Origin of the sequence: Stagnihabitans tardus (assembly GCF_009925085.1) — a bacterium.
GTDB classification, from domain to species: Bacteria; Pseudomonadota; Alphaproteobacteria; order Rhodobacterales; family Rhodobacteraceae; genus Stagnihabitans; species Stagnihabitans tardus.
The window spans coordinates 216580-239397 of sequence record NZ_JAABNR010000001.1 but is presented as its reverse complement, the minus strand read 5'-3'; the positions used below and the strand labels follow the sequence as shown (position 1 = coordinate 239397).

Genomic DNA, 22818 nt, shown 5'->3' with positions numbered 1-22818 from the left:
AGCTACACCCGCCGCGAGGCTTCGTCCAGCGATCCCGTCACGACCCTGTGAGAAGTCCTGGCGGCTGCGCCATAATCGGCCCGAAGTCTTGCCAATCCGTCAACTTCGGCACAGGCAGCGCGAAGGGGCCCATCCCCCTGAGCCCTGCAACGAGGGGCACAAGCCCCATGGCTCCCGGCCCTTCAGGCCTCCCCCCAAAAGGCCCCGACCCGCATGGCCCCGACCCGCATGGCCCCGACCAGCATGGCTCTGGGCGCCCTACGGAACCGCGCTCTAGACCTCAGACCCCGTAGCCCCCTCCTGCCAAGAGTCCCTCTCCAGGGAAAATACGCCCCCTCTTTCCCCGTTCATGCCGGCCCCTTTCATACTTGCTCAAATATCCTCGGGGAGGTCTGGAGGGGCAGACAGCCCCTCCAGCGCGGTCCGGCAGAACAGGGTCTGAGGCCCGGCCGCGGCCTCTGCCGCCCCGGGCACAGGCACAGGGCCTGCCCGACTGGGGCTCTCCGGCCCAATCCGCGCCACCCCCGTGCCGCAACAAGGCTCTCGCCCCCCTCAGGGCGCCAGAAGCTTGCGGAAAAGCTGGTCCAGGAAGCTCCCGGCCTCGGCGAAAGGGTCGTGGCCGGGGCCAAGCACCGCGCGGACCTGGACGTCGAAATCGGCGTAATGCTGGGTCAGGGCCCAGATCGAAAAGACCAGGTGGGTGGGCGGCATCTTGGCGATGCGACCTTCTGCCATCCAGGCCGAGAGGACCGCGCATTTCTCCTCGACCAGGCTTTTCAGCGCGCCCTCGATTTCCGGCATCAGGCGGGGGGCGCCTTGCAGGATCTCGTTGGCGAAGAGCCGGCTTTCGCGGGGGAAGTCGCGGGCCAGTTCGATCTTGCGCTTCACATAGGCCAGGACCTCGGCCAGGGGTTCGCCCTTGGGGTCCATCGCGCGCAGGGGATCAAGCCAGGTCTGCAGCTGCTGCTCGAGAAGGCTGAGGTAGATCGCATCCTTGGAGGGGAAGTAATACAGCAGGTTGGGTTTCGAGAGCCCCGCGGCTTCCGCGATCTGGTCCAGCGTCGCGCCCCGGAACCCATGGACGGAAAAGACGTCGAGCCCGGCCTCGAGGATGGCGCGGGAGTTGCGCTCCTGGATGCGGGTCATGGGTTTGGTCTTCATCTTCTGCCTTTGCTGTCCTTTGGCCCCATCCTGACCCGGGGCGCCCTGCCGCCCCTGCCGCTTGGGGAGGGGGGCGCCGCCCCCTTCCTGTTCGCTCAGCCGCCCTGTTCGCTCAGCCGCCCCGTCTGCTCAGCCGCCCCGTCTGCTCAGCCGCCCTGTCGCGCCAGTTGGCCGAGGGCCTCGACCACCAGCCTGTGGTCCTCGACATCCGGCAGGCCCGAGACCGTGGCCACCGCCACCATGGCCGCGCCGAGCTTCACCGGCACGGCCCCGCCGCTCATCGCGTGATCGGCCTCGCTCAGCCCCTCGTCCGCCAAGGTCCGCCCCTTGGCCGCGAAGACCTGCTTCACCACCAGCGAGGCCTTGCCGGTGTAAAGCGCCAGGTTCGACTTCCGCCGCGCCCAGTTGTCGTTCTGCGCGGCCGAGCCGGGCAGGGCCGCATGAAAGAAACAACGGTTGGCGTCGCGGATATCGATGACCACGGGCAGGTCACGCTCCCGAGCCAGGCTGACCAGGATATGGCCCAGTTCCAGCGCCACATCCTCGTCCCAGGCGGACAGGGACAGGGCGGAGAGTTCGGCCTCAAGCTCTTGGGTTGTCATCGCGCGTCTCCCTCTTTCGGCCAGCATGGCGGATTGAGGGACGCGGGAAAAGGGGGCATTTCGGATAGGGGGGCCCATCGAGCCGGGGCCCCTGCCTGTGCCGTGTTGCGTTCCGCGTCCCTCTTCCGGGTCGAGGTCCCGGGTCGGGGCCCGGGACAGCCTGGCGCTTGCGGCCCGTCCAGCGCGGCCCGTCCAGCGCGGCCCGTCCAGCGTGGTCAGTCCAGCGCGCCGATCCCGCGCAAAAGGATCTCCTTGACCGCCGCCGTGGCCCGGCGCCAGTCCTCGTCGCTCAGCGGCCCGCGGTTCAGGGTGGCGATCTGGTGGCCGAAATCGGCGTAATGCTGGGTCGTGGCCCAGATCATGTAAAGGAGGTGGCGGGGTGCTATGGGCTTGATCTTGCCCGCCGCGATCCAGCCCTCGATCCGCGCGATGCGGTCGTTCGTCCAGTCGCGCAAGGTCGTCTCCAGGTAGTCCTGGATCACCGGGGCGCCATGCATGACCTCATAGGCCCAGACCTTGGACCCATCGGGATGGGCGCGGGAAATCGCCATCTTGGCCTCGATATAGGCGCCGATCCCGGTCACCGGGTCATCGGCCACATCCATGGCCTCGGCCGCCTCGAGCCAGATCTCGAAGATGTTCTGCACCACGCGGCGGTAAAGGTCTTCCTTGGTCGCGAAATAGTAATGCAGGTTGGCCTTGGGCAGGCCCGCCATATCGGCGATGAGCTGCATCGTGGCCCCGCCAAAGCCCGCCTCGGCAAAGACCTTCTCGGCCGCCTTCAGGATCAGGGCCTCGTTCTGTTGCCGGATTTCCGTGCGCTTGAGGGGCCGTGCCGCTTCGTTCATCGCTTCCCTGCAAATTTATCTTGACCGATTGGTCAGGTCGGGCGTTCACTCTGACCATAAGGTCAGGAAAAGAGTCGCGGCAAGGGCGTTAAGACCCTCAGGCGACAGGGAGACGAAAATGGCGGTCAGCGGCGGCAATCATCGCATCAATTCTGCGCGTCTGTGGCAGAGCCTGGAAGATATGGCCCTGATCGGGCCGGGGGTTGCGGGGGGCTGCAACCGCCAGACCCTGACCGATGCCGATGCCGAGGGGCGCAGGCTCTTCCAGTCCTGGTGCGAGGCGGCAGGCATGACCATGGGCGTCGACACGATGGGCAACATGTTCATGACGCGGGCAGGGGAGGATCCTTCTGCGCTGCCGGTCTATATGGGCTCGCACCTAGATACCCAGCCCACGGGGGGCAAGTATGACGGGGTCCTGGGGGTGCTGGGTGCGCTCGAGGTCGTGCGGACGATGAACGACCTCGGGATTCGCACCAAGCATCCCATCGTGGTGACCAACTGGACCAACGAAGAGGGCGCCCGCTTTGCCCCTGCCATGCTGGCCTCCGGGGTCTTCGCGGGGCTGCATACCGAGGACTATGCCAAGGGCCGAAAGGACCTCGACGGCAAGCTCTTCGGCGAGGAGCTGGCGCGGATCGGCTGGGTTGGGTCCGAGGTCACCGGCGCCCGCAAGATGAAGGCCATGTTTGAACTCCATATCGAGCAGGGCCCGATCCTCGAGGCCGAGGGCAAGACGATTGGCGTGGTGACGCACGGGCAGGGGCTCTGGTGGCTGGAGATCACCCTGACGGGGAAGGATGCCCATACCGGTTCGACGCCGATGGCGATGCGGGTGAATGCGGGGCTTGGCATGGCGCGGATCACCGAAAGGGTGCATCAGATCGCCATGGCCCACCAGCCGAACGCGGTGGGCGCGGTGGGGCAGGTGAAGGTCTTCCCGAACTCGCGCAACGTGATCCCGGGGAAGGTTGTCTTCACGGTCGATATCCGCTCGCCCGAGTTGGAGAAACTGACCCTGATGCGCGGCGAGGTCGAACGCGCGGCCCATGCGGTGGCCGCCGAGCTGGGCCTCGGGATTGCGATTGAGGCGGTAGGCCATTTCGACCCCGTCACCTTCGACCCCTCCCTGGTCGAGATCGTCCGCACCCAAGCCGAGCGCCTGGGCTATTCGCACATGAACATCGTGAGCGGTGCAGGCCATGACGCCTGCTGGATCAACCGCGTGGCGCCCACGACGATGATCATGTGCCCCTGCGTCGATGGCCTGAGCCACAACGAGGCCGAGCTGATCTTCCCCGAATGGGCGGCGGCGGGGGCGGATGTGATGCTGCATGCGGTCTTGCAGGTGGCGGAGGTTGTCGAGTGAGGCTCGGCGACCTTCCTCCCAACTTTGCGACGTATATTTGCAGCCATCTCGCGGCGGGCGAACGCAGCGTGGAGAGGGTCTGGCTAGAACTGGACGGAGACCTTTGGATGTGCTGTGGAGAAGAAGACGATGATTTCACTGACGGCGAAGCCTGGAAAATCGTTGGCCTGAAGCATCTTCTTGCCAGCGATCCCTCGATACCGACGCTTCTTGACCTTCCCGCAGGCTTCCAGTTGTCGCGCGAGGCCAAGGTCTGGACGGTTTCCCCCTTGATATTCCGGAGCACCTAAAATGACCACCATCATCAAGAACGGCACCATCGTCACGGCGGATCTGACTTACAAGGCCGATGTCCGCATCGAGAACGGGGTGATCACCGAGATCGGGCAGGGCCTCAAGGGCGGCACCGAGCTCGACGCGACCGGGGCTTACGTCATGCCGGGCGGGATCGACCCGCATACCCATCTCGAGATGCCCTTCATGGGCACCTATTCGGCCGATGACTTCGAATCCGGCACCCGCGCGGCGCTGTCGGGCGGCACGACCATGGTCGTCGACTTCGTCCTGCCGGGCCAGGGCCAGGGGCTGATGGACGCAGCCCAAATGTGGCACAACAAATCCGGCCGCGCCTCTTGCGACTATTCCTACCACATGGCCGTCACCTGGTGGGGCGAGAAGGTCTGGGAGGACATGGCGGCCTCCGTGAAGGCCGGCATGACCTCCTTCAAGCATTTCATGGCCTACAAGGGCGCCTTGATGGTCAATGACGACGAGCTCTTCCAGTCCTTCCGCCGCGTCGGAGACCTCGGCGGCCTCGCCATGGTGCACGCCGAGAATGGCGACGTGGTGGCGGAGCTGACGGCGAAGCTGATCGCGGAAGGCAACGTGGGCCCCGAGGCCCATGCCTATTCGCGCCCGCCCCAGGTCGAGGGCGAGGCCACCAACCGCGCCATCATGATCGCCGACATGGCGGGAGTGCCGCTCTACGTTGTCCATACCTCGTGTGAGGAGGCCCATGAGGCCATCCGCCGCGCCCGCCAAGCTGGCAAGCGCGTCTGGGGCGAGCCCCTGATCCAGCACCTGACGCTGGATGAGAGCGAGTATTTCCACCCCGATTGGGACCATGCCGCCCGCCGCGTCATGTCGCCCCCGTTCCGCAACAAGCAGCACCAGGACAGCCTTTGGGCGGGTCTGCAGTCCGGGAGCCTCTCTTGCGTGGCCACCGACCACTGCGCCTTCACCACCGAGCAAAAGCGCTTCGGCCTCGGCAACTTCGCCAAGATCCCCAATGGCACTGGGGGGCTCGAGGACCGGATGCCGATGCTCTGGACGCATGGCGTGGCGACGGGGCGGCTCACGCCCAACGAATTCGTGGCGGTGACCTCGACCAATATCGCCAAGATCCTGAACATGTATCCCAAGAAGGGCGCGGTCCTCGTGGGCGCCGATGCCGACCTGGTCGTCTGGGACCCCGAGAAGGAGAAGACCATCACGGCCTCGGCCCAGCAATCCGCCATCGACTACAACGTCTTCGAGGGCCAAAAGGTCAAGGGCCTGCCGCGCTATACAATGACGCGCGGCCATGTGGCGATCAACGACGGCAAGGTGGAGACCCGCGAGGGCCATGGGAAGTTCGTCGCCCGCGAGGCGCGCCCGGCCGTGAACCGCGCGCTGAGCCAGTGGAAAGACCTGACCGCCCCGCGTCCGGTGGCGCGGACGGGCATCCCGGCGACGGGGGTGTAAGGGGTGCAGGGCTATACGGACAGGCTCTATTGGCGCATAGCTGCAGTCGGGATGCTGACCAGCTTCCTTTCAGGAGCTTTGCTGTCGGCCCTGTTCAGCCTAATTACGTTAAAGGACGACGGGGTCGCCCTTTCCGTGCACCTTGGCACAGCCCTGATGATGGGCCTTGGCGGATTGATCTTCGGTGCCCTGGCTTGGCTGCCCTTGATGATCCTCTGGAACGCCGTGCTGTTCCGCCTCGGCCACCGCTTTGCGCTCCGGCCCCTTGCGGCAAGCCTGTCGGCCGCAATGGCCTTCGTCCTGACCGCAGCGGCATCTTCGGTCACCTTTGGCGGCGGGGACTGGCCCGGTGTGCGGCAGGTGGCGATCTTCGGCGGCTGGATCTTGGGGACCACGGGCCTGGCCTGGTCCCTGACCCTCTGCGCCTTCGGCGCCACCGAGGAGCTGAAGCCATGAGACAAGGGTCCAAGAGCGGCTTGGGGTCCCAGGGCCGAGCAGTGCAGCGGTGCTCCGGGCAGGCCAAAGGCCCCACGGAGGGAACCGTCGCATGACCCTGCTCCCCCTCCTCCACGACCGCATGGGCTTCGACGCGATCTACGCGCAATCCGTCATCGTCGTGCTTTGCGGCGTGGCCATCGAGGCGGGGCTTTTCATCATCTATCTCGGGTTCAGCGGTGATCTCCAATATGCGCGCATGTCCTCCGAGGTGCTCTTCCCCCTTGCCGTTGTCGGAGCTTATTTCCTCGTCACCGCCAGCCTCGGCTACGGCCTGGCCTTTGCCCTCTGCCAGAGCCTTGACCTGCGCCCCTGGCTCGGGCGCGTCGTGGCGCTCATGGCCGCGCCGCTGTGCTCGGGCCTGGCAGCAGTCGTGGTGATTGCGGTGATGGAGGGGTTCAACGGCGGTGAATTCGACAATGGGCCTGCGCCCGTCGAGGTGCTGTTCATGGCAACCTTGTTCTCCTACGCCACCCTCGGCCTGCCGCTCCTCGCCGCCGCCGTGCTCGCCGCCCGCACAATCAGAAAAACCCGCGTCAACGCGGAAGCCGTCTTCGGAGGAACCAATTGAGCCAAACCGCAAAGCCAGCCCCGGGCCAGCAAACCGCCCCCGCCATAGAGGCCAGGGGCGTCAACCTGGTCTTCCAGACGAATGACGGCCCGGTCCAGGCGCTGAAGGACGTGAACCTCACGATCAACCAGGGCGATTTCGTCAGCTTCATCGGGCCCTCGGGCTGCGGCAAGACGACCTTCCTGCGCGCCATCGCGGCCCTGGAGCATCCGACCTCCGGCACCCTGACCGTCAACGGCATGACCCCCGACGAGGCGCGCCGCAAACGCGCCTATGGCTATGTCTTCCAGGCGGCGGGCCTTTACCCGTGGCGCACCATCGCCAAGAACATCTCGCTGCCCCTTGAAATCATGGGATTTTCCAAGGACGAACAAGAAGAGCGCACCCAGCGTGTCCTCGACCTCGTCGACCTCAAGGGCTTTGGCCAGAAATTCCCCTGGCAGCTTTCGGGCGGCATGCAGCAGCGCGCCTCGATCGCCCGGGCGCTCGCCTTCGACGCCGATATCCTCCTGATGGACGAACCCTTCGGAGCGCTCGATGAAATCGTCCGCGACCGGTTGAACGAAGAGCTCCTGAACCTCTGGGCCCGCACCGGCAAAACCATCGGCTTCGTCACCCATTCCATCCCCGAGGCGGTTTATCTTTCGACCAAGATCGTCGTCATGTCGCCGCGCCCGGGCCGTATCACCGATGTCATCGACAGCCCCCTGCCGAAGCACCGCCCCCTCGACATCCGCGACACGCCCGAGTTCATCGAAATCGCCCACCGCGTCCGCGAGGGCCTGCGCGCCGGTCACGCCCATGACTGAGCGCCCCTCTTTCATACTTGCCCAGATACGCCCCTGCGCCCCCGGCCGCCAAAGCCCCCTCATGGCTTTCAATTTGGCCCAAATATTCCCGGGGGTCTGGGGGCAGCGCCCCCAGGCGAGGGTGCAGTCATGAACGCCGTCACCCTGACATACCTCGCGATCTCCACCGGCGTCTTCATGGTGGCGAATTCCCTCCTGAAAACCTATGCGACAGGCCAAAAGCCCCTGATCCTCATCGCAGCCCTGGCCGCCTTCTGCCTGGGGAATTTCCTCATGGTCAAGGTCATGCAGGGCAACGGGCTCGGCCTTGCCCTTGCGCTGAGCCTGGTCTTCCAGTTGGTCGCCATCACGCTGATCGCCTTTCTCTTCTTCGGCGAGCGGCCCACCTCCTTGCAGGTGGCGGGCGTGGTCCTGGGGATCGTCTCCATCGCCATGATCGCCTGGCCGAAAGGAGGCGTCTGATGCGCAATGCGGGTCCTGTCCTGGCCGTTCTCGGCCTGATCCTGGCGCTGTGGTATGCGGGGGCGGTCTGGCTCAACGCGGCCTGGACCTATGACCAGGCCTCCCGCAACGGGACCGAGGTCACCATGGCGCTCCTCCTGTCCGACACGATGGCGCAGGAGCGTCCCGTCCTGCCGCCGCCGCACCAGGTGGCGGGGGAGCTTTGGAAGGGGCTGACGGCCTGGGCGCCGAGCTCGAAGAAATCGCTGGTCTATCATGGGCTTGTGACCCTGACCGCGACCTTCTGGGGCTTTGTCTTCGGCACGGTCCTGGGCTGCCTGATGGCCGTTGGCATCGTCCGCTCGCGCGTGATCGAGCTTGGCCTCATGCCCTGGGCGGTGATTTCGCAGACCATCCCGGTCGTGGCGCTGGCGCCGATGATCGTGGTCCTCTCCAACACCCTGGGCTTCGGAGAGCGCATCGGCGTCGAAAACCAGCTCGTCTCCAAGACCATCATCGCCGCTTACCTGTCGTATTTCCCGGTCCTGGTCGGCATGGTCAAGGGGCTGCGGGCGCCCGACCAGATGCAGCTGGACCTCTTGAAGACCTATGGCGCCTCCGAGATCCAGACCTTTCGGCTGCTGCGGCTGCCCTCCTCGATGCCTTACCTTTTCGCCTCGCTGAAGGTGGGCATCGCGGCCTCGCTCGTCGGTGCCATCGTGGGGGAACTCCCCACCGGCGCCATCGAGGGGCTTGGCGCGCGGATGCTGATCGGCTCGCAATTCGGATCGCCCATCATCGTCTGGGCCGCGCTGTTCGCGGCGGCGATCCTGGCGGGGGTTCTGGTGGTGGTGATGGCCGGCGTCGAGCGGCTGGTTCTGAAAAAGATGGGGATGGCGCAATGAAGAGCTCTGCACTTGCGCTGCGCGAAGGCGTCATCGCGGTTGCCGGAGGGGTGGGCCTCGTGGTCCTGGCCTTCCTCTGGGCGCGGTCTTCGGTGGGCCAGATCGACGCGCCGCAATACGGCCCTGGCTGGAGCTTCTGGCTGATGCTGGCGGCGGCCGTCCTCTTCGCCTGGGACCTCTCGCGCCTGGCCATCCGCCGCGCGCCGCGCCTGGCCCAGGTGCTGGTCCCCGTCCTCGGCGGCCTCTTCGCCCTTGGGCTATGGGAGGTCCTGACGCGGGCGTTCGAGGTCCCCGAGGTCATCCTGCCCGCGCCCTCGGCGATCTGGGGCGCCATCCTGGCCAACCTCGACCTCCTGCGCGACGATTTCATCCAGACCGTGCTCAAGGGCGCCGTGACGGGCTATGTCATGGGCGCGGCGGCGGCGGTGCTGGTCGCGGTGCTCGTCGACCGCGTGCCCTTCCTGCGGCGCGGGCTTTTGCCGGTGGGGAATTTCGTCTCGGCCCTGCCCATCGTCGGCATCGCGCCGATCATGGTCATGTGGTTCGGCTTCGACTGGCAGTCCAAGGCCGCCGTCGTCGTCGTCATGGTCTTCTTCCCGGTCCTGGTGAACATGGTCGCAGGCCTCGCCGCCGCCGACCGCATGCAGCGCGACCTGATGGAGACCTGGGGCGCGACCCCCACCCAGCGCTTGCGCTATCTGAGCCTGCCCGCCGCCATGCCCTTTCTCTTCAACGGGCTGAAGATCGCCGCCACCCTCGCGCTGATCGGTGCTATCGTGGCTGAAAATTTCGGCTCTCCGACGCTGGGCATGGGCTTTCGCATCTCGACCGCGGTGGGCCAGCTTGCCCTTCCGCTCGTCTGGGCTGAAATTGCCGTGGCGGCCCTGGCCGGTTCGGTGTTCTACGGTTTGGTGAGCGCGGCAGAGCGCCGCGTCACCTTCTGGCATCCCTCGCAAAGGGGGAAATAATGACGGATAAACAAGGAGGTCTACCAATGAAGAAACTGATGATGACGGCCATGGGCCTGGCGCTTCTGTCCGGCGGCGCCTGGGCGGAAACCGTGAAGCTGCAGCTGAAATGGGTGACGCAGGCCCAGTTCGCGGGCTATTACGTGGCCGAGGCCAAGGGCTATTACAAGGAAGAGGGCCTCGAGGTCGAAATCCTGCCCGGCGGCCCCGATATCGCCCCCGCCCAGGTCATCGCGGGCGGTGGTGCCGATGTGATCATCGACTGGATGCCCTCGGCGCTCGCGGCCCGCGAAAAGGGCCTTCCGCTGGTGAACATCGCCCAGCCCTTCAAATCCTCGGGCCTGATGCTGACCTGCCTGAAGGAAACCGGCGTGGCCTCGCCCGCCGATTTCGCCGACAAGACCCTGGGCGTCTGGTTCTTCGGCAACGAATATCCCTTCCTGTCCTGGATGTCGCAACTGGGTCTGAAGACCGATGGCAGCCCGGGCGGCGTCACCGTGCTGAAGCAGGGCTTCAACGTCGATCCCCTGCTGCAAAAGCAGGCCGCCTGCATCTCGACCATGACCTATAACGAATATGGCCAGGTGCTGGATGCCGGGATCAAGGCCGAGGACCTGGTGACCTTCAAGTATGAAGAGCAGGGCGTGGCGACGCTGGAAGACGGGCTCTATGTGCTTGAAGACAATCTGAAAGATCCGGCTTTCGAAGAGAAGATGGTCAAATTCGTCCGCGCCTCGATGAAGGGCTGGAAGGATGCCGAGGCCAATCCGGACGAGGCCGCGATGATCGTGCTGGAGGCCGACCAGACCGGCGCCCAGACCGAAGCCCACCAGAAGTTCATGATGGGCGAAGTGGCCAAGCTGACGGCGGGCTCGAACGGCGCGCTCGATGAGGCCGACTACAAGCGCACCGTGGCGACCCTGATGGCGGGCGGCTCTGACCCGGTCATCACCAAGGAGCCCGAGGGTGCCTGGACCCACCAGATCACCGACAAGGCGCTGCAATAAGCCTTTGACGGGGATTTTCGGCGGCGCGCGGGGGAACCCGCGCGCCGTTTTCTTTGCGAAATTCCGGTTTGGTTCTCGCATCCTAACCATTTGATAACCGCTTTCGGCCAGTCTGAGGCTCAAGGCAGGGTGTCGATGGCAGAAGCAGGAATCATTCGCAAAAAACTCGCCGCATCGCGGGTCGATCGGGCCGAGGGTGGTCCGGGCGCCGACCGGGCATGGCGGGTCTCGCTGGCAAGGTCGGTTCAGGATCACCTGAAACTGTCGCTGGACGTGCGCAGCCTGTCCATCGAACGGCGCTCCTTGGCCGAATTGGCAGAGCTTGTGCCCGAACGCGCGCTGATCGCCATCCTTGAAGGCCCGCAAGAGGGTCTGGGTGCCATCATCATCAGCCAACCCGTCCTGACCGGCTTCATCGAGGCGCAGACCATCGGTCGCCTGCGCAGTCAAGAGATCGTGCCGCGCAAGCCCACCCGCACCGATGCCGCCATGGTGGCCACCGTGGTCGATGCGGCGCTTGCGGGGCTCGAGGCGCAATTGGCCGAAGAGGCGGATCTCGTCTGGGCGGGGGGCTTCCGCTATGCCTCTTTCCTCGACGACCCGCGTCCGCTGGTCCTCCTCTTGGAGGATGCGCCGCTGAAGCTTCTGCGGGCGGAGGTCTCCCTGGGCGGCGGGGTGCGGCAGGGCTCGATCCTCCTGGCCGTCCCGGCCGAGGGGCGCGGTCGCCAGCCCGCCAGCGTCAGCGACGAGGCTCCGGTCGAAAGCCACGGCCCGGCCTTTGCGACGCTCTTGGCCGAAAAGGTGCTGGATGCCCAGGCCAGGATCGATGCGGTCCTCGCGCGGGTGACCCTGTCGCTGGGCCAGATCATGCGGCTCGAGGTCGGGGCGGTGCTGCCTTTGGGCGAGGCGGCGCTGGACGCGATCCGGCTCGAGGGGCTGGATGGCAAGCATGTGGCCGATGGCAAGCTCGGCCAGAATCGCGGCCTGCGCGCGATCCGCATTGCCGAGGCCAAGGGCCTGCGCACCGCCACGGGCGAAAGCGAGGGGCAGATGGGCGGCCTGTCGCTTGGCGGGATGGCGGGCCCGGGTGCTGGCCTGGGTGCTGGCCTCGAGGCCGGGTTGGGCGATCTGGGCGGCGGCTTCGACATGCCCCAGCCCATGGCCGCAGACCTTGGCAGTTTCGACTTCGGCGCCGGGGAGGGCGGTGATTTCCCGGCTGCGGGTCTCGATCAGGGCGGCGATTTCCCCGCGATGGATTTCCCCACGATGGACCCCGACGCGCTTGGAGAGTTCCTTCCGACGGGGACAGACTGACGGCGCTCCCCTGTGCCCTGGCGGGGCAGGGCCAACCAGGTGATTGGGTCTGACCCGTTTGGCGGGGCTCCCGCGCCTCGCCCGCTGACGGGGTTGCTGCGTGACACCCGGAGCGACCTCAACCTGGCCCGCGTCCCGCCTGCTTACGGGGCTGCTGCGTGACACCCGGGAACGACCTCGACCTGGCCCGCGTCCCGCCCGCTGACGGGGCTGCTGCGTGACACCCGGGAACGATCTCGACCTGGCTCGCGTCCCGCCCGCTGACGGGGCTGCCGCGTCGCACCGGGAACGACCTGGACCAGGCCCGCGTCCCGCCCGCTGACGGGGCTGCCGCGTCGCACCGGGAACGACCTGGACCAGGCCCGCGTCCCGCCCGCTGACGGGGCTGCTGCGTGACACCCGGGACGACCTCGACCTGGCCCGCGTCCCGCCCGCTGACGGGGCTGCTGCATGACACCCGGGACGATCTCCTCCTGGCCCGCCTCTCACCCGCTGACGGGGGCCGCTCCTCGACGAGACCCGACCATGCGCCTGAACGGGTCCAGGCCGAAGCACTCTTGATGTCAGGGCAGGGTGGCCGCCTCGGCCAAGACCTCTTTGCTGCGGCCCTGGCAGGTTCGGAAGTCCGGGCACCAGCGGGCGTGGTGTCGAGCCTCTGGCACATCGCCGCCAGGGAGCGATTTGGCGGAGCCGTCTGATCGCCGTCGGGAGATGGCCACGGACGCGGCTGCCGGTGTCTCCATGCCTTCCCCTTTGCCGGGGAGATCGCGGGCCGCAGAACCCGCCAGCCTTGCAGGCGCGGCCAGGCCAGGAGCCTGGAACCCGGGCCCCAGGGGAGACTTGCCCGCCTGGAACGGGGGGAGAGAGCTCCGCGCAGATCGTCTCCACCAGGGGATTGCGCATCGGTTCAAGCCCAAGGCGAAGGGCCAGATCCGTCGAGGCCTCGCCTGATTTCCGCGATCCCTGGGGCGGTCATGACGTTCTGCGCCTGCGAGCGGTCCGGGCGACTGTTTGCACGGGCCGCGCCTCAGCACCAGGAATCGCCCCTTGGCCCCCCGCCATCTCAGACACGGATCCGTGTCGCATCCCGCACCGAAGGGGGGCGAACAGGGCGGTCTTCGTGGCCCGCGCAATGCTGCCAGACAGCAGGCGGGACATCCTGGAGCCGTGAGCGCATGCCAAGGACGGGGCCAAGGTCCCAGGCGTTCTGCGCAATCGGGTCCTCGGTGCGCTGCCCCTGTATCGACCAGGCCCCTCACCACAAGGTCAATTCATCCCGTGCGCCATCCCGGACGGGCCAAGGGTCGTCCCAAGGGCGGTCGAGCTTCCGCCGGAGAACCGACCCTTCCCGATCTTGCGCGAACCAATGGCCAAATGGGCGCAGGATGCGGACCAGTGACCTTCGCCTCGGCCGATCCATTCCAAGGGCTTCGCCAATTCAAAGGGCCGCCGCCCAAAGAGCGATTTGCGCGGGGCGGCAGGCTTTCTCCGACAGGATGCGCGGCGAGCGTATCGGCAAGGCGGCATCGGGGGATTGTCCACCAGGCCTGGCCCGGGGTCGTGCCTTTCCCCGCAGGCTCGCCCGAAAGACGCGGGCCGATCTTCTCCCGCATCTCATCGCGACCTTGAAGGAGAAGAACCGGCGCGGATTTCGCCCGCCTGGACAGGTCCCAAGCGACGAGGCGGCGAAGTCGAACCATCCGGCGGCCGAGGCCAAAGCGGCCGAAGAGAAGCCCCCGTCCGCGCGCGGCACAATGGCCCCTGAGCCTGCTGGCGTGTCCAGTAATGCCCGAATCCCCCGTCCGCGCATCGCAAAAGGTCAGATATCAGCGCCACCCGCTTCGACGAACGCATTCCCGAGGGCCTGACATCGGCCAACCAAGCGCCAAGGGCCGGGCCATCTTTTCCTGGCACCCGGAAAGCCGAGGCGCGGGGGCGTGATGGCCGCAACGCGTGATCAGTCTTCTCCACGCGTGGAAGGCTGGTCGATGGAGGTGCCGGAGGTGGCAGTGGCCGCCCAGTCTTATCCACGCGCGCGGAAGGCTGTCGCAATCGCCTCTTGGGTCCAGGGGCACAGCGGGCCAAGGTTGCGCGGCCTTCCCTGCGCGCGGTGCCCTGGTCAAAGGCTTTGCGCTATCGGCCCGCCCCGGTGGAGCGGCACAGCCACCCTGCCGCGCTGGTCGAACCGCTTGCCCTGTCACCGATCCCCCGGGGGCGTCTCCTGCCCCCCAGGCCGGGGTCGCGCCTGGAACCGGCAGCCTCCACCCCGGGCCTCGACCCATGGCGCCGCTGCCCCCGCCCTGGTTGCGCATGGACCGGGCCCTCTTCCTGCCTCCGCCCGCTTGCCCAGGGGCTTTCCCTTACGGCACCGGCGCCCGGCCAGGGCCCCCAGGGCGTGAACCCGGGGCGGACCGCTGTCCTTGCAGCTTCTACCCTTGGAGATCAATGGCCGCCTCGTTGGGGCAGGGGAGTGGGCGCCAGGCACCGACCCCTCCCCCGGCGCGACCCGGGAGAGGTCCGGAGAGGGTCCCCCTCTCTGGCTGCCGCCGCCGCGCGGGCCGAGCCGCCAGGCGAGGCCCCCTGTCCCCGGGGTCAGCCGCGCAGTGCCGCGATCCGCGCGCGCAAGCCTTCCAGGTTGTAGCCAAAGCGCGCCGGGATCGCGATGCGCTCCTCGGTCGAAAGCGGTCCCGGCGCCGACATGGCCCAGGCGCAGGACGACCGGTTGCCGCTGGCGCAATAGGCAAAGACCTTGCCGCCCCCCGCAATCGCCGCCCCCTGCGCCGCCAGCACGGCGTCCGAGAAATCCCCCGGCCGGATCGGGTTGACCACGAAGGCCAGGCCCTGCGCCGCTGCGGCCTCTGCCATGACCTCGGCCGACCACTCCGCCGGGATCTCGCCATCGGGGCGGTTGTCGATCACCGTGGTGAAGCCCAGGCCCTTGAGCGTGGCCATGTCCTCTGGCGTGATCTGGGGCGAGACGGCGTAGTCGGGCGTCAGGTGGCGGATGTCCATTTGGCTTCCTTTCGGCAAGGCGGAGCCGCGGCTCCGCAAGGGCTTTGCAAGGACCATACCGCCACACATGGCGACAAGAAAGCCCACACCGCCCATCCCGCCAAAGCCCAGCACGGCCAGCGCCGGCCCGGGGCAAAGCCCCGCCAGCGCCCAGCCCGCGCCAAACAGCACCGACCCCAGGACCAGGTCGCCCCCGATCCCCCTCCGCGCCGGGCCGGGCATTGCATCGCCCAGGACCGAGACGCGGCGGCGGGCGGCGATCCTCCAGGCCAGGACCATGGGCAGGATGGCCCCGCCCATGACGAAGGCCAGCGTCGGGTCCCAGTCGCCGAAGACATCCAGCCAGCCCTGGACCTTCAGCGTATCGGTCATCCCCGAGACCAGAAGCCCCAGCCCGAAGAGCCCGCCTGTCAGGAAAGCCGAAAGCGCGCGCATCAGAGCCACCCCAGCGCGTGGCGCAAGAGCGCCATGGTGACGCCTCCGGCCAGGATATAGAACAGGGTGGCGACGATGCCGCGCCAGGACAGGCGCGAGATGCCGCAGACCCCATGGCCCGAGGTGCAGCCATTGGCCAGCCGCGTGCCGAATCCCACCAGGAGACCTCCGCCCAGGATCAGCGCCCAGTTGCCTGTCAGGTTGGTTTGCGCCCCCCAGGCCCCGGCCAGGAGCAGCGGCGCCAGCACCAGTCCCGCCAGGAAGGCCAGCCGCTCGAGGCGGTTCTGCCGCTCCGTGCCATCGACCAGCCCGCCCAGGATCCCCGAGGCCCCCATGATCCTGCCATGGATCAGCAGGTAGAGCGCCCCCGCCGTCCCGATCATCAGCCCGCCCGCCAGGCCCCAAAGCCAATCCGCCTGCATCCCGCCCTCCTGTTCACTCGCCGCCATGGGCTTGGCATGTCTCTTGACGTGGATCAAGGCAGGATGCGGCGTCCTGGCCCAAGGTCGGGGCAACCAAGGAGGCGAGACATGAAAACGACTGCGGAGCGCAAGGCCGACCTTCTGGCCCGGGCCGAGGCGCTGACGGTGCGGACCAAGGGGATCGCGGCCGAGTTGATCAGCCATGATGCGCAGGACTGGGAAGAGCTTGCGACCGAACGCGAGGGCGATGAGGTGCTGGAGGGGATGGGGCTCGAGGCCCAGTCCGAGCTGCGCGCCATCTCTGCCGCCCTGGCCCGGATCGAGGCGGGCGACTATGGCTTCTGCCAGACCTGCGGCGCCGAGATCGCCCAGGCGCGGCTGGATGCCGTGCCCTTCACGCCCTTTTGCAAGGATTGCGCGAAATGACCCAGGTTCATGACAGCCTGGCGCGGGCCTGGGGCGAGGTCACGCGGGATATCGTCCTGACCGGCCTGCGGGCCGAGCTCGATGGCCTGACCGCGATGTTCTCGGCCCTTTATGCACCGGGCCCCCTGCCGCCCCAGGCTGCAAGCGGGGCGGAAGAGGACGAGGATCTCGTCCTGGACAACCTGCCGGTCTGAGGCAAGGCGCAAGGAAAAGGCGGCGCGTCCGGCATCCGGGCGCGCCCGATTCCGGGCCTGACTCATGGACTTGACCTTCGCCTGAAACCGGGCATGACCCTGGCACTGGGTCTGGTGCTGGCCCTGACTTTGCCCCCCCTCTTTCCACCCTAGGGCCCTGGCTTTGGCCCCGTGCATGGGTTCCAGCCGTCCACCCCGCGCCAGGCCGGTTCTGCCTCACCCCGAGAGCCCCACTTCCCCCGCTTCGAGCAACCCTTTCCCCCGCGACCACCGCTTCCCCCAGCCCGAGCAGCCCTTTCCCCCGAGAGCGCTGCTTCCCCCGTCTCAAGCCTTGTTCTCCGCGCCCAAAGTCCTCCGCCGCGCGGCCCTGTCCTCCTGTCCGCCGCGCCACTTACTTCGGCGCATCACCCCCTCCCTCGGACCTTGCTGCCTTGTCCTGGCCCTCTGCCGGTCGCCCCCGCCACATTCCCCCGCCACATCCCCGATCCCCGCCGCTCTCCTTCGCGCCCCATGGACAAGCGCGGGAAATTCGCTCTGTAATGCGGCAGGTGGCTTCGGGGGGCGCAGATGGCAGAGGCAAGCGGCGGGCTGGTTCGGGTGGACCGCATGGGACAGGTGGCCGTCCTGGTCCTGACCCATCCCCCGGCCAATCTCTGGACGCAAGGCATGGCCGCGCCGATGATCGCGGCGCTTGACCGGATCGAGGCCGATGCTTCGGTCTCGGCGGTGATCCTGCGGGGCGAGGGGCGGGGCTTCTCTGCCGGGGCGCCGCTCGAGACCGCCCTGACCCCTGACCCGGACCTCGCCCGGGTCTGTGCCCGGATCGAGGCCTGTCCCAAGCCCGTCATCGCCGCCTTGCACGGCATGGCGCTGGGGGCCGGCTGTGCCCTTGCCCTCGCGGCCCATTGGCGCATCGCCCATGAGGGCGCGGTCATCGGCCTGCCCGAACTGGGCCTTGGCCTGATCCCCGGCGCGGGCACGACCCAGCGCCTGCCTCGGCTGATCGGGGCGGAACAGGCCCTGCGCCTGATGCTGGAGGCCCGCCCCATCTCGGCCGCCGAGGCCCTGGCGCTTGGCCTGGTCGACGAGGTCTGCACCGGTGTCCTCGGTCAGGCCGCCCTGGCCATGGCCGGGCGTGGCCTCGCGCCGCGGCGGCTGTCGCAGATGATGCCGCGCGACCTGTCGCGCCTGCCCGCCGTGGTCGAGGCGGCGCGGGTCCAATTGGGCGCCACCCCTTTGCCCGCCGCCTGGAAGCTGGTCGATTGCGTCGAGGCCTCGGGGCTTTTGCCCTTTGCCATGGGGCTCAACATGGAGGAGGCGGCCCTGGGCGACCTGATCGCCACGCCCGAGGCGGCGGGCCTGGTCCATGCGCTGCGGGCCGAACGCCTGGCCCTTGCGCCGCCCCAGGGCCAGCCCGCGCCAGGGGTCCGGACCGTGGGGATCTGGGGGGCCACCGATGTCGGCGCCGAACTTGCGCTGCAGGCCGTCCGGGCGGGGGTCGAGGTCGTGCTGGTCGATGCCGACCGCGGCGCCTTGACCGGGACCCTGGCCAGCGTGGTGGGCGCGCTGGATGCCGAGGTTGCGGCGGGGCGGCTGACGCCCGAGGCGCGCGAGGCGGCCTGGGGCCGGATGGCGGCGGGGCAGGGCGATCTCCCCGAGGGGCTGGACCTGGTCTTCGTGCCTCCGGGGGTGGAGGGCGGGACTTCGGCGCCCGAGATCGTGCTGGGGGCTGCCAGCCTGGGCGTCGGTCTGACCCTGGGCGAGGGGGTGGGGGCGCTGTCAGAGCTGTCCTGCGGGCCGGGGGCAAGGGCCGAGCTGGTGGCGCGGGCCCGGGCCTTTGGCCAAAGGCTGGGCTGGCGGGTGGTCTCGGTCGGCCCCGGTGGCCCGGTCGAGCTGGGCCTGCGCCTGGCGCTTGAAGCCGCGGTCGAGGCGCTGTCTGCGGCCCATGGCGCGGCAGAGGTGCGGGGCGCCTTCGCGGCTGCGGGCCTGGGCGGCGGCCAGGGGGGCACGGCCGCGCCCGCGATCCTGCGCGCGGGGCTTGCGGCGCTGGCGGCCGAGGCCGCGCGGATGCTGGAAGACGGAAGGGCGGCGCGGCCTTGCGACATCGACGCGGTGGCGGTGCTGTCGGGGCTCATGCCGCGCTGGCTGGGCGGACCCTTGCACCAGGCCGACCGCCGGGGGCTTTTGCTTCTGCGCGCCGACCTGCGCAAGCTGGGGCCTGCGCCGGTCTTTGCCGTCTCGCCGGTGATCGACCGGCTGATCGCCGAGGGCGGGCGCTTCGGGCTTTGAAAAAGGCCGGGGCCCTAGCGCAGGAAGAGCCCGGCCACGACCAGCATCAGCCCAAGGACGGCCAGCCCCATCGAGGCGAGGTTCAGCCTTATCACCCGCTCCATCAGCGCGCGGGCCTCGGCATCCGCCAGGGTCTTGGCCTTCATCGAAAGCCTGCCGCATTGCAGAAGACCAAAGACCCCCGTCAGCGTGACGAAAGCCCCACCCCAGATCATCGCCGTGACCCATTCCTGTGACATGCCGCGCTTCCTTGTCTCTTGCACCTGACGCCCCCGGCGCTATAGCTGCCAGCCGAACCCATGACCAGAGGCACTCCCATGTCGAACGATCCCTATTCCGTCACCGCTGACGAGCTGAAGCAGTTCATCGAACGGGTGGAACAGCTGGAAGCCGAAAAGAAGGACATTGCCGAGCAGATCAAGGAGACCATGGCCGAGGCCAAGGGGCGCGGCTATGACACCAAGGCGCTCCGCAAGATCCTCGCGCTCCGCAAGAAGAAGCCCGACGAGCTGGCCGAGGAAGAGGCCGTGCTCGAGGTCTACAAGGCCGCGCTGGGGATGATCTGAGACCAGGCCCGCTGCCGTGATGCGGCGGTGGGCCCGCTCCTCGGGCCCTGTCCCGGCGGTTTACGATTTTTCGAAGAAAAATCGCCACCGCCGGGAGGGAGGCGATTTTTCTTCGAAAAATCGAAGCCCGCCCGGCAAGACCCGGCTTTGGGCCGCCTCAGGGCCGGATCAGCGTCACGCCCGGCATCTCGGCCAGATAGGCCACATCTTCCAGATACCCTTCGGTCAGCGCGGCGATGGTGCCCTCCGTCCAGCCCTCCATCTCGACCTCCTGGGCGACCTTGGAGGGAATGGCGAACTTCTCCAGGAAGGCCGAGACCACCCGGCGGCGCCCCGCCACGGAACTCACCGGGTGGCTTTCCACATAGGCCTTCATCCGCGACAGGCCCTCTTGCGACATGATCTCGGCCAGAAGCGCGCCCTCGTCCTCGAGCACCGTTCCCGGCGCATGGCCCGAGACCGCCTGAAGCACCTCCGGCCAGATCAGGGGCGTATCCTCGTCGCACCACAGCGTGATCGAGGCCTCGGGATTGGCCTCGAGGATGCGTTCGACCACATCCGACCAGCGCAGGTCGAAAATGTCCATCCCGGCGGTAAAGGCCTCCAGCGTCGGCTTGCCGCCCTTGATCCCCTTTTGCCGGTGAAAGACCTGCGGCAGAAAGCTTGCGGGGTTTCGGATGGCCAGGTGGAACTCGGCCTCGATCTGGGGAAAGACCTGGGCGAAGGCGCGGGTCCGGGGTCCCGCCGAGGGATAAAGCATCCCGTCCACCGCCCAGGGGATGAAGGCCAGGAAATTGTCCCAGGAGAGGATCAGCCGCTCGGCCCGGTCTTCCTCCATGATCTGTTCCAGCACCAGGGCCTGGGTCTCGACCGTTGCCGCCTGTCCCTTCAGCGCGATGGCCGTGTCGCGCAAGAGGTTGCGATAGCGCGTGGGTCCCGGCACGACGATGCCCTGCTGCCCCAGCAGGCCACGGTTCTTCAACAGGCAGCGCAAGAGGCGCTCTTCATCGGTGCAATGCGCCCCGAGATGATAGACGATCCGCATCTCCTGCCCCCGTTTCTGCTTTTGCCCCGAATATACGGGCTTTTCTGGACAGGGGAACCTCTTTCCGCTAGTGCCTGCGCATGACCCAGCAAAAGACTCAGGCAAGGCAGGATACCCCTCGGGCAAGGCAGTTCTTCCGCCCCGATGGCTGGAGCCTTCTGGCCGTCGCCATCACCGCCCTTGTGATGGTGCCGGTGCTGTCGGTCCTGTGGATCGCGGCTCATCCGACCGAGAACATCTGGCCGCATCTTCTGTCGACCGTCCTGCCGCGCTATCTGTGGAACACGGCCGTCCTGGGCGCCGGCGTGGGGGCCCTGGCCACCGCCATCGGCACCGGGGCCGCCTGGCTCTTGACCATGTATCGCTTCCCGGGGAGCCGCTGGCTCGACCGCGCCATGCTTTTCCCGCTGGCGATCCCGGCCTATATCGGCGCCTATGCCCTGGTCGATTTCCTGGACTATGCGGGCCCGCTGCAAACCGCGCTTCGGGCGCTGATGGGGTGGCAATCGGCGCGGGACTATGCCTTCCCCGAGATCCGCTCGATGGGCTTTGCCATCCTGGTCCTGGCCTCGGCCTATTACCCTTACGTCTACCTCCTGGCGCGCTCGGCCTTCCGCGAGCAATCGGGCGGCAGCTACGAGGTGGCCCGGGCCCTTGGCGCCTCGCCCCTGGGGCTGTTTCTGCGGGTGGGCCTGCCCTTGGCGCGGCCCGCCATCGCGGCGGGGCTGGCCCTGGTCTTGATGGAGACGCTGGCCGATTTCGGCGCGGTGCAGCATTTCGCGGTGCAGACCCTGACGACGGGGGTGTTTTCGACCTGGCTCAACTCGGACAATGCGGGGGGGGCGGCGCAACTGGCCTTTGTCATCCTGACGCTGATCCTGTTCCTGGTGCTTTCGGAACGCGCCAGCCGCCGGAGGGCGCTGTTCCACAAGCCCTCGCGCGCGACGCGGCCCGTGACGCCGATGCGGCTGACCGGGCCCTGGGCGGTGCTGGCGACGCTGGCCTGTCTTCTGCCGCTGGGGATGGGCTTTGGCCTGCCCGTGGGCGTCATGGCGGGCCATGCCCTGCGCCACCCTTCGGTCTGGCTTGCGCCGGGGCTGGGGCAGGCCATGCTGAACACGCTGGTGGTCGGAGCCCTGGCCGCCGCCCTGACCGTGGGGCTGGCGCTGCTCCTGGTCCATGCCCTGCGCCAGGGTCCCGAGCGCCTGTCGCGCGTCGTCCTGCCCCTGACCTCGCTCGGCTATGCCGCGCCGGGCGCCGTGCTGGCCGTGGGCATCCTGATCCCACTGGCCGCGCTGGACCATCGCCTGGCCGATGCGATCCTGGCCGTGACGGGCACTGACCCGGGGCTCTTGCTGACCGGGACGGCGGCCGCCGTGGTCCTGGCCTATGTCATCCGGTTCTTCGGCGTGGCACAGGGTGCGATCGAGACCGCCTTCGGCCGGATTTCCCCGGTCCTGCCCCTGGCCGCCCGCGCCTTGGGAGAGAGCCCCACCGGGGTTCTGCGCCGCATCCACCTGCCCTTGATGCGCGGCTCGGTCTGGACGGCGGTGCTGATCGTCTTTGTCGACAGCGTCAAGGAGCTGCCTGCGACCTTGATGCTGCGGCCCTTCAATTTCAACACCTTGGCCACGCGGGCCTATGACCTGGCCAGTCTTGAGAAGATCGGCCAGGGCGCGCCCGCCGCCCTGATCGTCGGCGCCGTGGGCCTGGTCGCTGTCTGGGCGCTCTTGCACGAAGAGCGGTGAGCCTTTCGGGCACCGGATCGGTCGTCCGGCAGGCGCCTGGGCCAGACAGGCGCCAAGCCCGGTTGCAAGGCCCGTCCCTTGGCGCTAAAGAGACCCCGGGCCGGTGTAGCACAGCGGTAGTGCAGCGCTCTTGTAAAGCGAAGGTCGGGAGTTCAATCCTCTCCACCGGCACCATTCGATCTGGAAATTGCGGGCAAAGACAAGGCGCTTGGCGTTTTGTTCAGGTCCTGTCTCCCTGTTTGCCCCCCTTGGCTGCGCGATCCACGGTTGCCGAGCCCGGGCCCGAGGCTTGCCGGGCAGGATGAGGCTGAAAACCGGGGGATCGTTCGGCAGCCCCTCGCGCAGCCTTCCGCCGAAGGGACAATCCTCCGTGCCCTTCCGCAGCGGAGATGATCGGGGCCATGACCCGCGAGACCAGGGCCCTGCGCGCCCGGCCTTGCGACGGGAT

23 protein-coding genes and 1 tRNA gene are annotated in these 22818 nt (G+C 67.8%); 17 read left to right on the top strand and 7 right to left on the bottom strand.

Annotated features, from left to right (window positions below; genetic code table 11):
* Positions 1–552: 552 nt before the first annotated feature.
* From GV832_RS01115 to GV832_RS01105, 3 genes are all read right to left on the bottom strand, one after another.
* Positions 553–1161, bottom strand: a complete 609-nt coding sequence (locus tag GV832_RS01115) for a TetR family transcriptional regulator C-terminal domain-containing protein (RefSeq protein WP_168772964.1) — start codon at positions 1159–1161, stop codon at positions 553–555.
* Positions 1162–1307: 146 nt separating this feature from the next.
* Complete coding sequence (locus GV832_RS01110) at positions 1308–1763, bottom strand: heme-degrading domain-containing protein (RefSeq protein WP_168772963.1); 456 nt, start codon at positions 1761–1763, stop codon at positions 1308–1310.
* A gap of 215 nt (positions 1764–1978) precedes the next feature.
* Positions 1979–2611: a TetR family transcriptional regulator C-terminal domain-containing protein gene (locus tag GV832_RS01105; protein ID WP_168772962.1), complete on the bottom strand. Its 633-nt coding sequence runs from the start codon at positions 2609–2611 to the stop codon at positions 1979–1981.
* A gap of 118 nt (positions 2612–2729) precedes the next feature.
* Between GV832_RS01105 and GV832_RS01100 the strand changes: the two genes are divergently transcribed.
* The 11 genes from GV832_RS01100 to GV832_RS01050 all read left to right on the top strand — a co-directional run bounded on the left by GV832_RS01100 (position 2730) and on the right by GV832_RS01050 (position 12233).
* A complete protein-coding gene (locus GV832_RS01100) occupies positions 2730–3980 on the top strand; it encodes a Zn-dependent hydrolase (protein ID WP_168772961.1) in 1251 nt (416 codons plus the stop codon).
* Positions 3977–4270 (top strand): hypothetical protein, encoded by a 294-nt coding sequence (locus GV832_RS01095; protein WP_168772960.1) that lies wholly within the window; start codon positions 3977–3979, stop codon positions 4268–4270. The genes GV832_RS01100 and GV832_RS01095 overlap by 4 nt, the downstream gene beginning before the upstream one ends.
* 1 nt (position 4271) lies before the next feature.
* Positions 4272–5723, top strand: coding sequence for a dihydropyrimidinase (hydA, locus tag GV832_RS01090; protein ID WP_168772959.1), 1452 nt, complete (start codon positions 4272–4274; stop codon positions 5721–5723).
* A gap of 51 nt (positions 5724–5774) precedes the next feature.
* Positions 5775–6179 carry a hypothetical protein gene (locus GV832_RS01085; RefSeq protein ID WP_168772958.1) on the top strand — a complete coding sequence of 135 codons (405 nt, stop codon included), beginning with the start codon at positions 5775–5777 and terminating at the stop codon, positions 6177–6179.
* A 91-nt stretch (positions 6180–6270) separates the two neighbouring features.
* Complete coding sequence (locus tag GV832_RS01080) at positions 6271–6789, top strand: hypothetical protein (RefSeq protein ID WP_168772957.1); 519 nt, start codon at positions 6271–6273, stop codon at positions 6787–6789.
* The gene (locus GV832_RS01075; RefSeq protein WP_168772956.1) at positions 6786–7598 is read left to right on the top strand and encodes an ABC transporter ATP-binding protein; all 813 of its coding nucleotides are present in this window, start codon (positions 6786–6788) and stop codon (positions 7596–7598) included. Before GV832_RS01080 ends, GV832_RS01075 begins: the two co-directional genes overlap by 4 nt.
* A gap of 129 nt (positions 7599–7727) precedes the next feature.
* Positions 7728–8060 (top strand): hypothetical protein, encoded by a 333-nt coding sequence (locus GV832_RS01070; RefSeq protein WP_168772955.1) that lies wholly within the window; start codon positions 7728–7730, stop codon positions 8058–8060.
* On the top strand, positions 8060–8944 hold the full coding sequence (locus GV832_RS01065) for an ABC transporter permease (RefSeq protein WP_168772954.1): 885 nt from the start codon (positions 8060–8062) through the stop codon (positions 8942–8944). The genes GV832_RS01070 and GV832_RS01065 overlap by 1 nt, the downstream gene beginning before the upstream one ends.
* A gap of 143 nt (positions 8945–9087) precedes the next feature.
* Positions 9088–9912: an ABC transporter permease gene (locus GV832_RS01060; protein WP_435531737.1), complete on the top strand. Its 825-nt coding sequence runs from the start codon at positions 9088–9090 to the stop codon at positions 9910–9912.
* Positions 9913–9938: 26 nt separating this feature from the next.
* Positions 9939–10919: an ABC transporter substrate-binding protein gene (locus GV832_RS01055; RefSeq protein ID WP_168772952.1), complete on the top strand. Its 981-nt coding sequence runs from the start codon at positions 9939–9941 to the stop codon at positions 10917–10919.
* A 135-nt stretch (positions 10920–11054) separates the two neighbouring features.
* On the top strand, positions 11055–12233 hold the full coding sequence (locus GV832_RS01050) for a FliM/FliN family flagellar motor switch protein (protein WP_168772951.1): 1179 nt from the start codon (positions 11055–11057) through the stop codon (positions 12231–12233).
* A 2592-nt stretch (positions 12234–14825) separates the two neighbouring features.
* Here GV832_RS01050 and GV832_RS22480 read toward each other — a convergent pair.
* Complete coding sequence (locus tag GV832_RS22480; protein WP_354001913.1) at positions 14826–15680, bottom strand: DUF6691 family protein; 855 nt, start codon at positions 15678–15680, stop codon at positions 14826–14828.
* Positions 15680–16102, bottom strand: a complete 423-nt coding sequence (locus GV832_RS01035) for a YeeE/YedE family protein (protein ID WP_168773116.1) — start codon at positions 16100–16102, stop codon at positions 15680–15682. Before GV832_RS01035 ends, GV832_RS22480 begins: the two co-directional genes overlap by 1 nt.
* 108 nt (positions 16103–16210) lie before the next feature.
* Between GV832_RS01035 and GV832_RS01030 the strand changes: the two genes are divergently transcribed.
* From GV832_RS01030 to GV832_RS01020, 3 genes are all read left to right on the top strand, one after another.
* Complete coding sequence (locus GV832_RS01030) at positions 16211–16528, top strand: TraR/DksA family transcriptional regulator (RefSeq protein WP_168772950.1); 318 nt, start codon at positions 16211–16213, stop codon at positions 16526–16528.
* Entirely contained in the window at positions 16525–16722 is a 198-nt protein-coding gene (locus GV832_RS01025) for a hypothetical protein (protein WP_168772949.1), read from the top strand. The genes GV832_RS01030 and GV832_RS01025 overlap by 4 nt, the downstream gene beginning before the upstream one ends.
* A gap of 567 nt (positions 16723–17289) precedes the next feature.
* Positions 17290–19011 carry an enoyl-CoA hydratase-related protein gene (locus tag GV832_RS01020; protein ID WP_168772948.1) on the top strand — a complete coding sequence of 574 codons (1722 nt, stop codon included), beginning with the start codon at positions 17290–17292 and terminating at the stop codon, positions 19009–19011.
* A gap of 14 nt (positions 19012–19025) precedes the next feature.
* On the opposite strand, the gene GV832_RS01015 is transcribed toward GV832_RS01020, so the two are convergent.
* The gene (locus GV832_RS01015; protein ID WP_168772947.1) at positions 19026–19250 is read right to left on the bottom strand and encodes a hypothetical protein; all 225 of its coding nucleotides are present in this window, start codon (positions 19248–19250) and stop codon (positions 19026–19028) included.
* Positions 19251–19328: 78 nt separating this feature from the next.
* On the opposite strand from GV832_RS01015, the gene GV832_RS01010 reads away from it, so the two are divergent.
* A complete protein-coding gene (locus tag GV832_RS01010) occupies positions 19329–19577 on the top strand; it encodes a DUF2312 domain-containing protein (protein ID WP_168772946.1) in 249 nt (82 codons plus the stop codon).
* Positions 19578–19734: 157 nt separating this feature from the next.
* Here GV832_RS01010 and GV832_RS01005 read toward each other — a convergent pair whose 3' ends face one another.
* Positions 19735–20622, bottom strand: a complete 888-nt coding sequence (locus tag GV832_RS01005) for a hypothetical protein (protein WP_168772945.1) — start codon at positions 20620–20622, stop codon at positions 19735–19737.
* Between the two features lie 80 nt (positions 20623–20702).
* On the opposite strand from GV832_RS01005, the gene GV832_RS01000 reads away from it, so the two are divergent.
* Together GV832_RS01000 and GV832_RS00995 are read left to right on the top strand one after the other, a co-directional pair.
* The gene (locus GV832_RS01000) at positions 20703–22370 is read left to right on the top strand and encodes an ABC transporter permease (RefSeq protein WP_168772944.1); all 1668 of its coding nucleotides are present in this window, start codon (positions 20703–20705) and stop codon (positions 22368–22370) included.
* Positions 22371–22469: 99 nt separating this feature from the next.
* Positions 22470–22544: transfer RNA gene (locus GV832_RS00995), tRNA-Thr, on the top strand.
* The last annotated feature ends 274 nt before the right edge of the window (positions 22545–22818 follow it).

Excerpts from the sequence above, each read along its gene's own strand:
- GV832_RS01005 (WP_168772945.1), bottom strand. The coding sequence starts at position 20,622 with ATGCGGATCGTCTATCATCTCGGGGCGCATTGCACCGATGAAGAGCGC.
- GV832_RS01030 (WP_168772950.1), top strand. The coding sequence starts at position 16,211 with ATGAAAACGACTGCGGAGCGCAAGGCCGACCTTCTGGCCCGGGCCGAG.
- GV832_RS01085 (WP_168772958.1), top strand. The coding sequence starts at position 5,775 with ATGCTGACCAGCTTCCTTTCAGGAGCTTTGCTGTCGGCCCTGTTCAGC.
- GV832_RS01020 (WP_168772948.1), top strand. The coding sequence starts at position 17,290 with ATGGCAGAGGCAAGCGGCGGGCTGGTTCGGGTGGACCGCATGGGACAG.
- GV832_RS01000 (WP_168772944.1), top strand. The coding sequence starts at position 20,703 with ATGACCCAGCAAAAGACTCAGGCAAGGCAGGATACCCCTCGGGCAAGG.
- GV832_RS01080 (WP_168772957.1), top strand. The coding sequence starts at position 6,271 with ATGACCCTGCTCCCCCTCCTCCACGACCGCATGGGCTTCGACGCGATC.
- GV832_RS01010 (WP_168772946.1), top strand. The coding sequence starts at position 19,329 with ATGTCGAACGATCCCTATTCCGTCACCGCTGACGAGCTGAAGCAGTTC.
- GV832_RS01060 (WP_435531737.1), top strand. The coding sequence starts at position 9,088 with ATGCTGGCGGCGGCCGTCCTCTTCGCCTGGGACCTCTCGCGCCTGGCC.
- GV832_RS01065 (WP_168772954.1), top strand. The coding sequence starts at position 8,060 with ATGCGCAATGCGGGTCCTGTCCTGGCCGTTCTCGGCCTGATCCTGGCG.
- GV832_RS01100 (WP_168772961.1), top strand. The coding sequence starts at position 2,730 with ATGGCGGTCAGCGGCGGCAATCATCGCATCAATTCTGCGCGTCTGTGG.
- GV832_RS01015 (WP_168772947.1), bottom strand. The coding sequence starts at position 19,250 with ATGTCACAGGAATGGGTCACGGCGATGATCTGGGGTGGGGCTTTCGTC.
- GV832_RS01035 (WP_168773116.1), bottom strand. The coding sequence starts at position 16,102 with ATGCAGGCGGATTGGCTTTGGGGCCTGGCGGGCGGGCTGATGATCGGG.
- GV832_RS01110 (WP_168772963.1), bottom strand. The coding sequence starts at position 1,763 with ATGACAACCCAAGAGCTTGAGGCCGAACTCTCCGCCCTGTCCCTGTCC.
- GV832_RS01070 (WP_168772955.1), top strand. The coding sequence starts at position 7,728 with ATGAACGCCGTCACCCTGACATACCTCGCGATCTCCACCGGCGTCTTC.
- GV832_RS01115 (WP_168772964.1), bottom strand. The coding sequence starts at position 1,161 with ATGAAGACCAAACCCATGACCCGCATCCAGGAGCGCAACTCCCGCGCC.
- GV832_RS01050 (WP_168772951.1), top strand. The coding sequence starts at position 11,055 with ATGGCAGAAGCAGGAATCATTCGCAAAAAACTCGCCGCATCGCGGGTC.
- GV832_RS22480 (WP_354001913.1), bottom strand. The coding sequence starts at position 15,680 with ATGCGCGCGCTTTCGGCTTTCCTGACAGGCGGGCTCTTCGGGCTGGGG.
- hydA (WP_168772959.1), top strand. The coding sequence starts at position 4,272 with ATGACCACCATCATCAAGAACGGCACCATCGTCACGGCGGATCTGACT.
- GV832_RS01105 (WP_168772962.1), bottom strand. The coding sequence starts at position 2,611 with ATGAACGAAGCGGCACGGCCCCTCAAGCGCACGGAAATCCGGCAACAG.
- GV832_RS01025 (WP_168772949.1), top strand. The coding sequence starts at position 16,525 with ATGACCCAGGTTCATGACAGCCTGGCGCGGGCCTGGGGCGAGGTCACG.
- GV832_RS01055 (WP_168772952.1), top strand. The coding sequence starts at position 9,939 with ATGAAGAAACTGATGATGACGGCCATGGGCCTGGCGCTTCTGTCCGGC.